Below are 9,295 nucleotides of genomic sequence, written 5' to 3'. Positions count from 1 at the left end.
ATATTCATAAGAATGCTTCTGAAGAAAAACTAAGAAAGGTCATGAAAGAAGCACTTAAAGAATTATATTCACTGGATATTTGATTATATCCGGTGAAGTGTTATTTTGGTTAGGCCCATTTGACGCTTACGTTTCTGAAGTTAGTTTTTCACTAGCAAATGCATTAAATGGAATACAACTCAATACTAAGCTTACAACCAACAAATACGTAAATAGTTTTCTCTTTGTTTTTTTCATAATACAATCCCCTTTTTTATATTTAGGATAATATTATTATCCTATGCATATGTAGCTACATATCACTATTATAATACATTTTTTACCACAAGTCAACCATTTTACCTTATTTGTTAAATTTTCCCTGAATTTTTACATTTTTGCGTAGTATATATTTCCTTCTATAGTTTTTTATGGTATAATAGGATAAAAATATTAAGAAAAGAGGTTTATGTATGTACTACAAATTTCAGAAAGAGCTTAAGCTTTTAACTATACTTTTAGTAATTACTATAATATTTATTGTTATTGGATTTGGAGTTGAATTTTCTATTCTATTCTTTATATACAGTGCGACTTTACTTGTGCTTCCAGTATGTTTTAAAGATAACAACATATCTTTAAAAACAAAGGTAGGTGCCTCTTTTAGTGTTGTATTAGTTAGTGTCTTAGCTTTTATATATTTTTCTGTGAGGCAGAGAGTTATATATTTATATATATTCTGTTTTTTTATATCTATACTATTTAGTGTAATATCTAATTTTAGAAACAAACGTAATCAAATTAAGAAATACTAAGCCTAAATTAAGGTCAGCGTACGCTGACCTTAATTAACTATATTAACATAAACAGCTTCTCCCTGCATTGGGTAGGATTCAGCTAATACTCCTGTATGCCAAATCTCAACCTTCTGCCCTTCTTTTAATGAAGAGAAATCCGATACGGTGCCGTTATCATTAATTATTGTATCTTCTGTAACTTTGAAAAAAACAGCATATTTTCCGGCTTCAAACCATTCGTCATATGTAATATCTACATTTTCTATATCGGAAACTACCAAAATTCTTTGACTTTCGGCATCTATCTCGTAAATTAAGCCAATAGCGTCGGGATCTCTGTCTGGCAGTTTGTTTGAAGCAGAGGTACAGCCTGCCATAGTAAAAATCATAATAAAGCTTAATAATATTAAACATTTTTTCATAATCATCTTCTCCTTTTATTAAATTAGACGATTAAATTCAAAAATTGTTCCCATAACAGCAAATAGTTCAGGTTTATCTGGTCTATTTCATATTGCACTTATAGTATAAGCGACCGACACCAAATCAAAAGATTTGGGTCGTCTGCTTATCTTTAAAGTTATTTTCCTTATCGTACTCATTGGTGATGTCTTTTTTCATGCTTCTTACTGATTGTTCTCTTCTCATGTTTTTAATTTGAAGGTCTGTTTTTATAACATCATCATAGATTTGGTCCATTAACTTTTCTGTTTCTCTGTAATTTTTCTCTGTATTTTTAATATCATTTTTCATTTTATTGATTGTATCTCTTTTGTCTTCTGGATTATGCTTGCTCATAGTATTCTCCTTTTTCAAGTATATAAAATATTATGTGCTGTTTTTAAAATAACATTCATATCATTAGTGCAGGTTGCTGAAAAAGCCCCTATGCTTCGTAGTTGTTCAGCCGGTCAATCCTCACGTATGTTTGAATAATTTGTGTTCATATTAAAATATATTTTTGAATATTATGGAATAAAGAAAGTGAACAAGGCATATAAATTAATTGTATACGATATTGCATATTTCGCAGGAGGAGGGATTATTATTACTAATTTAGATATATATGAGGATATAGCAAGAAGAACGAAGGGCGAAATATATTTAGGCGTAGTAGGGCCTGTCAGAACAGGAAAATCGACCTTTATCAGAAAATTTTCTGAAAATGTAATGCTGCCGAATATAGAAGATGACTACATAAGGGAAAGAGCTAAGGATGAAATGCCGCAAAGCGGTACAGGCAAGACTGTTACAACAACAGAACCTAAATTTGTACCCGGCAATGCAGTAAAAGTAACGTTCAAGGAAAACATAAATGCAAAATTAAGGTTAATTGACTGCGTAGGTTATATGATTCCCGGCGCAATCGGCAACATGGAAGGCGAAATACCAAGATTGGTAAGCACACCGTGGAATGAGGATCCTATTCCTTTTGCTGAAGCAGCTGAAATAGGAACAAGAAAGGTAATTAAAGATCATTCAACAATAGGAATTTTAATTACGACTGACGGAAGCATAACAGATATTAACAGAGATAATTATATTATGGCAGAAGAAAGAGTAGTAAAAGAATTGAAGGAAATTAACAAGCCATTCGTAATTATATTAAATACTACTCATCCACAGAATGAAAACACTCAAGCATTATCGGTACAGTTGAAGGAAAAATATGATGCACCTGTCCAGGTATTAGATTTAATGAACTTAAAAACAGAAGATATAGACAAAGTTTTAGAGGATGTGTTATATGAATTTCCGATTAAGGAAATTAATGTTGAATTGCCTAAATGGTTTGACGGACTTACATATGACTATTCGCTGAAAAAAGATTTAATAGATACATTAAGGAACGATTTTGAAGATTATTATAAATTAAGCGACTTTAATGCTGACAATATATTCTCTTCAGAAAATGACTTCATCGAAGATTTTTATGTAAAAGATATTGAGCTTGGCTCGGGCTGCATAAATATGAGAATCGATTTGGATAATTCATATTATTACAAGGTTATCAGTGAATTATCAGGAGAAGAAATTTCCGGTGAGCATCAAATTCTCAAGCTAATCGGAGATTTATCAAAAGCTAAGGATAGCTATAAGCGTGTTGAAGCAGCGATCAATGATGCAAAAACAAAGGGCTACGGCTATGTATCACCTGGCATATCAGATATGGTTATTGACAAACCTGAGGTATTCAAAGAAGGCAGCAGGTACGGCATTAAAATTAAAGCTCAGGCACCATCGCTTCATATTTTCAATGCGGGTATTAATACAGAGGTAGCTCCGATAATAGGAACCAAAGCTCAAAGTGAAGATTTAATAAATCATTTATCAGAGCAGATGAAGGATAATCCTCAGTTCATTTGGGATGCTGAAATATTCGGAAAGACTATGTACAGCTTAGTTGATGAGCAATTGGAATCCAAACTTACCGCAATGCCTGAAAATGCAAGAAAGAAACTTAAAAAGACAATTGAAAAGATTGTTAATGACGGTTCGGGAAGCATTATATTCTTAATTATTTAATAATTATAAGTATATAATATAGAGATTCTTCTTAGGTTGGATGATTATGTCATTTCAAAACCTAATTTTGAAGAATCTCATTTTTTTATGGTGCTATCACCATTTTTTAGAGCGTTAGCGATAAAAAAATGGATGGTAGACCTAATGCAGCGTAATCCAAATTTGTGCGACCAAAGGGAGCGAGCAAATTTGTGATGAAGCCTGCGATACCACTTAGACTAACCCAAATATAGTATATATTTGTAACAAAACATATATTATTGTCATAATTATAAAAAAATTTTCATATAAAGTAGTAATAAATTCAGAACTTCAGCATATAAAGCTTGCAAATTAAAAGAAAATTGTGGTATAATACATTATCTTCTAACTAATTTTAGGTTTGTATATAAATAAAAGGTAGTGTTTAAATGGCAAAAAGAAAAAACTTCGGTATTAAAAATTTTTTCTTTTCTTTAATAGCTGTATGTATAGTTATTTATATATTTCAAAGTTTACACGGTTCTGTTGAAACAGTTGTTGCTGTAAAGGGAGATTTGGAGAATATAATTAAAGCTGAAGGAATAATTGTCAAGGATGAAAGAATTTATAATGCAACTCTTGACGGAAGTGTTACATATTATTACGAAGAAGGTTCAAAAGTAAAGCAAGGGCAGCTGATTGCAAATTTAAATACTGATTCTAATTCGGTACAGATAAATAAACAAATAGCCGAAATTGAAGCCGCAATAAATTCAAAGAAGAAAAATCCGGAAGTTGCAGCAGTTGCAACAAAAGAAGCATTAACCTTATATGAAGACGACATACAGGACAGTATTTTAAAAAATGAATTTGACAATATGTACAATATTGTCGGGCAAGTTGATAATAATGGTGCTGTATTTGTTAATCAAGGAACGTATGATTCATATGATATCAATCAGCTTGAAAATATGAAAAAAGACCTTGAAAAAAGCATTTCAACACATAAGGTTCCATACTATTCTGCTAAAGCAGGAATTATAACATATAAAATAGACGGCTTAGAGGAAGTATATAATATTGAGGATGTATATAATTTAACTGCAAGCAGTACGCTGAAGAAAGAATATACTGTATCCGATAAATTTAATAAGGAAACAGTTTCTGCAAATGAAGGTATTTTAAAAATCATCAGAAATTTTGATTATTATATTGCTGCCACAGTTGATAATGAAAAAGCTAAATTGTTTTCTGAAAATAAATATATAAAAACGAGAATTCATTCAGATGGACAGCAGTATGAGGTGTGGGGTTTCATCAAAAAAATAAATTATGGCAGTGAACAATCGGTACTAATATTATATTTTGATGATTATTTTTACAAAATTTATGATGAACGCTATGTAGATTTGGAATTAATAACCGATATATATGAAGGAATAAAAATAAATACTGAATCATTGACTGAAAAAGACGGAATGACAGGTGTCTATGTTCAGGACGCAAGCAACATAATAAAGTTTTTCCCTATTGAAATTATAGGAATGGATGAAAATTTCACCATAGTTGCATTAGGAGAATATGTTGAAAAAGATGAAAGAAGATTAATTAACGTAGACGGCAAAAGATATTTTACGGTTAAAATATTTGACAAGGTCATATCAGATCCGGAAATGGTATACGAAGGACAAATAGCAGATTAGGAGATTATTGTGAGTATTAAGGAAAATATTGATGGAATCTTAGAAAGAATTGCTGCGGCTTGTGAGCGTTCAGGAAGAAATCCTGATGATATTACTCTGATAGCTGTTTCTAAAACTGTAAATGCTGATAGAGCAAGAGAAGCAGTTGAAGGCGGTATCCTGAATCTTGGAGAGAACAGAGTACAAGAATTAGTAGATAAATATGAAAAGCTTTCAGATATAACGGTCAAATGGCATATGATTGGTCATTTACAAAAAAACAAGGTAAAGTACATAATTGATAAAGCAGAGCTGATTCACTCTGTAGAAAGCGTGGAATTAGCCAATGAAATAGATAAAAGAGCAGCAAAGAACAATCTGAAAGCAAATGTTTTAGTAGAATTGAATATAGGTGAAGAGGAAAGCAAATTCGGCATAAGTGAAGAAAATGTTTATGATTTTGTTAAATCGTTGGAGCAGTTTGAGAACATTAATGTTTTGGGGATTATGACCGTTGCACCTTTCGCTGAAGACCCTGAAGAAATCAGATGGGTCTTCAAAAAGATGAAAGTAATATTTGATAAATTATCAAGTATGAATATAAAAAATTCCAACATGAAGTTTTTATCCATGGGAATGACAAATGACTTTGAAATTGCTATTGAAGAAGGCGCCAATATTATCAGAATAGGAACTGCAGTATTCGGCGAAAGAACATATAAGGAGGAAGAGTAAATGGGAGTAATGGAAAAGGTAAAGGATTTTATCGGCATCACGGATTTAGATGAAGATTATGAAGAGGAGGATGTTGTTGAGGATAACGGCAGCAACATAGGAAGAATGGAAACCTTCAGTAGAAAAAACAATGTAATTAAGGTTCATTCTAATACCGATATGAAAGTCTTTATTTGTGAGCCCAATAAGTATGAGGATTGCACAAAGGCAGTTGATGAAATCAAAAACAGAAAAGTTGTAGTTCTAAATATTGAGGGTATGGAATTAGAAGACCAAAAACAAGTTTTTGAATTTATCAAGGGTGCTGTATATGCACTTGAAGCAAGCATTCAAAAAATATCAAATGGAATATTTGTTTTAGCTCCTTGCAATGTACAAATTGACGGAAGATTGAGCGACAGATATGAAAGGAATTTTTATTTTAAATAAGGAGCATATATGTATTATACAATTAAAGTCGCTCTTAGCTTACTATTAAGGATCATGGATTCATTAATACTAATAAGAGTAGTGCTATCATTTTTCCCAACCCTACAATCATCAAAAATATCCTACTTTATCTATCAAATGACAGAGCCGATTTTGGCTCCTTGCAGAGCAATTTTAGATAAATTAGGTTTAGGCATGGGAATGTTTGATTTCTCACCAATATTAGCATTTTTATTATTGAATTTAATTCGAAATATAATAATATGAATGTAAGGTAATTATGAAAAATTTTGATAAGTATTATGATTTTATAAAAGATGAAAAAACAAAGAATTCGGTCAGAAGGATTGCGGATAAAGCAGTATCCGTCAGTAAAAATTATATTGCTGCAGTGACTGAATTCATGAATCCATATGTTGCAGATTTATGTGTGCCCATAATAAAAAATTATAATATAAAATATGAACCTTTCCCCTCATTTATACACGGTGAGAGGAAAGTTTTCATTTTATACCCTGAATTCCTTGAAGACATAGATAAGGATGAATTTATAACTGCATTAAGAATATATAATAAATCCAAATTCAAGAAATTAAATCATAAGGATTATCTGGGTTCTTTAATGTCTTTGGGCATAGACAGAAGCAAAACAGGAGATATATACGTGTATGATGATTATGCCGATATAATATTACACGATGATATATCTGATTATGTTATGTACAATTTGGATAAAATAGGACATAATAAAATAGAAGTAGAAAAAATAAAGACAGATGACGTTAATTTTAAAGAACAGGAACATATAATATTAAATATAACAAGCTCATCAATGAGACTTGACAATATTGTTAAGCATATTACCAATACATCAAGGGAGACAGCTTCAAACATGGTGAAGTCAGGAAATGTAAAGGTTAATTGGCAAGTTGAAGAGAGAATAGCAAGAGAATTACTTGAAAATGATATGATTTCAATCAGCAGATACGGACGGTTTAAAATTTACAGGAATAATGGTTTAACAAAAAGCGGAAAAAACAAAATTGAAATCAAACACTATGTTTAACAAGGAGAATTTATGAATTTTTTATTTGGCTTAATCTTTGTATCCTCAATCTTAGCAGATCAGGTTACAAAAGCATGGGCTGTCAATACACTTAAAGATGGCAGTTCAATAAAAATAATCGGAAATTTTTTGCGCTTTACTTATGCGGAAAACAGGGGAGCGGCATTTAGTATACTACAAAATCAAAGATGGTTTTTTATTATTGCAACAGTTGTTATGCTGATTGTTTTAGCGTATATATTCTTTAGAACCAAAAACATTAATAAGCTTTCAAGGTTGTCAATAGCAATGATTGCGGGAGGAGCCATAGGTAACTTTATAGACAGGTTAATGCTTGGCTACGTTATAGACTTTATAGACGTCAGATTCGGCAGCTTTTATAATTTTCCAATATTCAATATTGCCGACAGCTTTGTTGTATGCGGAACAATACTTATGGTATTTTTGATTCTTTTTAATAAATTTGAAAAGAGTGAAATCGATGGATGATTTAAAAACCAAAGAATATAATGAAATTGATATAGATGATGGTAACTATGACGAAGATGAAATAAGCATTGTTTCGGATGTGGAAAATGAAAGAATAGACGTATACATCGCAGGAAAATTTACTGAAATGTCAAGAAGCTCCGTCCAGAAGCTTATAGCGGACGGAATGATTACCGTAAACAGTAAGAGTATAAAAGCGAATTATAAGCTTAAAAAAAATGATGAAATCAATATAACGATTCCCGAACCGGAACCATTGGATATTATAGCTGAAAATATACCGGTTGACATTGTTTATGAGGACGACGATTTGGCTGTAATAAATAAACCTCAGGGCATGGTCGTTCATCCTGCACCTGGACATTATACAGGAACATTAGTAAACGGTTTAATGTATCATTTGAAAAACTTATCATCTATAAACGGAGTTATGCGTCCCGGAATAGTACACCGTCTCGACAAGAATACCTCAGGTATGATGCTGATTGCTAAAAATGATAAATCACATAATTTTTTGGCAAAATGTCTAAAAGATCATTCAATAAACAGAATTTACTACGCATTGGTTGAGGGTAATATAAAGGATGATAACGGAGTTGTTGATGCGCCGTTAGGCAGAAGTGAAAAGGACAGAAAAAAACGAACGGTAACAACTAAAAACAGTAAAAATGCAATAACAAATTTTTGGGTTGTTGAAAGATACGGTAAATATACCCTTCTGAAATTAAAGCTGCAGACAGGCAGAACTCATCAAATAAGGGTTCATATGAAATATATCGGTCATCCTGTTGTGGGGGACGACGTTTATGGCAGTAAAACAAATAAATTCGAATTAAACGGACAGCTTTTGCATTCAAAGTCAGTTGGATTTATACATCCGGCTACAGAAGAATACATGGAATTTGACAGTGAATTACCTGAATATTTTACAAAGGTGTTAAAAGATTTGTCATTCTGAGAGTCAGCGATGAATCTCATAGGTTATAACTAAATTAAAGGAGGTTCCAATGAAAATAAAAGCTGTAATAATGGATGAAAAAGCAATTGAAAGGGCATTGTTCAGAATTTCTCACGAAATTATAGAAAAAAACAAGGGCGTTGAAAATGTTGTGCTTATAGGCATTAAAACAAGAGGATGGCCCTTATCTCTCAGACTATCAAATAAAATAGAAGAAATAGAGGGTTCAAAGGTTCCTGTTTTTCCTTTGGATATAACATATTACAGGGATGACTACGAAAAAGATGACAGAGCGCCTCTTTATGTTCAAAATTTTGATTATGATATTAAAGACAAAACAGTTGTATTGGTGGACGATGTTCTATATACAGGCAGGACAGTCAGAGCTGCTTTAGATGCTGTTGTTGATCAGGGAAGACCTAAGAATGTTGAGTTGGCAGTATTGATTGACAGAGGACACAGGGAGCTTCCGATTCGTGCCGATTTCATAGGCAAGAACGTGCCTACTTCAAGGACTGAAAGAATAAGCGTCCAGCTTGAAGAAACAGACGGAACAAATCAGGTGGTAATCAAAGAATAATAATGACAGATTTAACAGAAGGAAATATTTCTAAGCAGATAATCATGACCACCGGCTGAGCCGGTGGTTTGCTCTTGCCCTATAAGGGCATGG

Annotated in this window: 11 protein-coding genes; 9 read left to right on the top strand and 2 right to left on the bottom strand. The window is 32.1% G+C overall.

Annotated features, from left to right (window positions below; all coding sequences use genetic code 11):
• Window positions 1-823: 823 nt before the first annotated feature.
• Complete coding sequence (locus RT412_RS16995) at window positions 824-1,198, bottom strand: DUF3221 domain-containing protein (RefSeq protein ID WP_313347118.1); 375 nt, start codon at window positions 1,196-1,198, stop codon at window positions 824-826.
• Between the two features lie 124 nt (window positions 1,199-1,322).
• Window positions 1,323-1,574 carry a hypothetical protein gene (locus RT412_RS16990; RefSeq protein WP_313347115.1) on the bottom strand — a complete coding sequence of 84 codons (252 nt, stop codon included), beginning with the start codon at window positions 1,572-1,574 and terminating at the stop codon, window positions 1,323-1,325.
• Window positions 1,575-1,760: 186 nt separating this feature from the next.
• On the opposite strand from RT412_RS16990, the gene spoIVA reads away from it, so the two are divergent.
• From spoIVA to pyrR, 9 genes are all read left to right on the top strand, one after another.
• The gene (gene spoIVA / locus RT412_RS16985; protein ID WP_313347112.1) at window positions 1,761-3,302 is read left to right on the top strand and encodes a stage IV sporulation protein A; all 1,542 of its coding nucleotides are present in this window, start codon (window positions 1,761-1,763) and stop codon (window positions 3,300-3,302) included.
• 410 nt (window positions 3,303-3,712) lie between these two features.
• Window positions 3,713-4,966 (top strand): HlyD family efflux transporter periplasmic adaptor subunit, encoded by a 1,254-nt coding sequence (locus RT412_RS16980; RefSeq protein WP_313347110.1) that lies wholly within the window; start codon window positions 3,713-3,715, stop codon window positions 4,964-4,966.
• A gap of 9 nt (window positions 4,967-4,975) precedes the next feature.
• Entirely contained in the window at window positions 4,976-5,680 is a 705-nt protein-coding gene (locus tag RT412_RS16975; protein WP_398439713.1) for a YggS family pyridoxal phosphate-dependent enzyme, read from the top strand.
• Entirely contained in the window at window positions 5,681-6,109 is a 429-nt protein-coding gene (locus tag RT412_RS16970; protein ID WP_313347107.1) for a cell division protein SepF, read from the top strand. It abuts the gene before it with no gap.
• A 9-nt stretch (window positions 6,110-6,118) separates the two neighbouring features.
• A complete protein-coding gene (locus RT412_RS16965; protein WP_313347104.1) occupies window positions 6,119-6,376 on the top strand; it encodes a YggT family protein in 258 nt (85 codons plus the stop codon).
• 13 nt (window positions 6,377-6,389) lie between these two features.
• Complete coding sequence (locus RT412_RS16960) at window positions 6,390-7,175, top strand: YlmH/Sll1252 family protein (protein ID WP_313347101.1); 786 nt, start codon at window positions 6,390-6,392, stop codon at window positions 7,173-7,175.
• Window positions 7,176-7,187: 12 nt separating this feature from the next.
• The gene (gene lspA / locus RT412_RS16955; protein ID WP_313347099.1) at window positions 7,188-7,664 is read left to right on the top strand and encodes a signal peptidase II; all 477 of its coding nucleotides are present in this window, start codon (window positions 7,188-7,190) and stop codon (window positions 7,662-7,664) included.
• Window positions 7,657-8,622 (top strand): RluA family pseudouridine synthase, encoded by a 966-nt coding sequence (locus RT412_RS16950; protein WP_313347097.1) that lies wholly within the window; start codon window positions 7,657-7,659, stop codon window positions 8,620-8,622. Before lspA ends, RT412_RS16950 begins: the two co-directional genes overlap by 8 nt.
• Before the next feature lie 49 nt (window positions 8,623-8,671).
• Window positions 8,672-9,202, top strand: coding sequence for a bifunctional pyr operon transcriptional regulator/uracil phosphoribosyltransferase PyrR (pyrR, locus tag RT412_RS16945; RefSeq protein WP_312811232.1), 531 nt, complete (start codon window positions 8,672-8,674; stop codon window positions 9,200-9,202).
• The last annotated feature ends 93 nt before the right edge of the window (window positions 9,203-9,295 follow it).

The organism is Sedimentibacter sp., assembly GCF_032080165.1.
Lineage (GTDB): Bacteria > Bacillota > Clostridia > Tissierellales > Sedimentibacteraceae > Sedimentibacter.
This window is presented reverse-complemented; position numbering and strand designations above follow the sequence as displayed.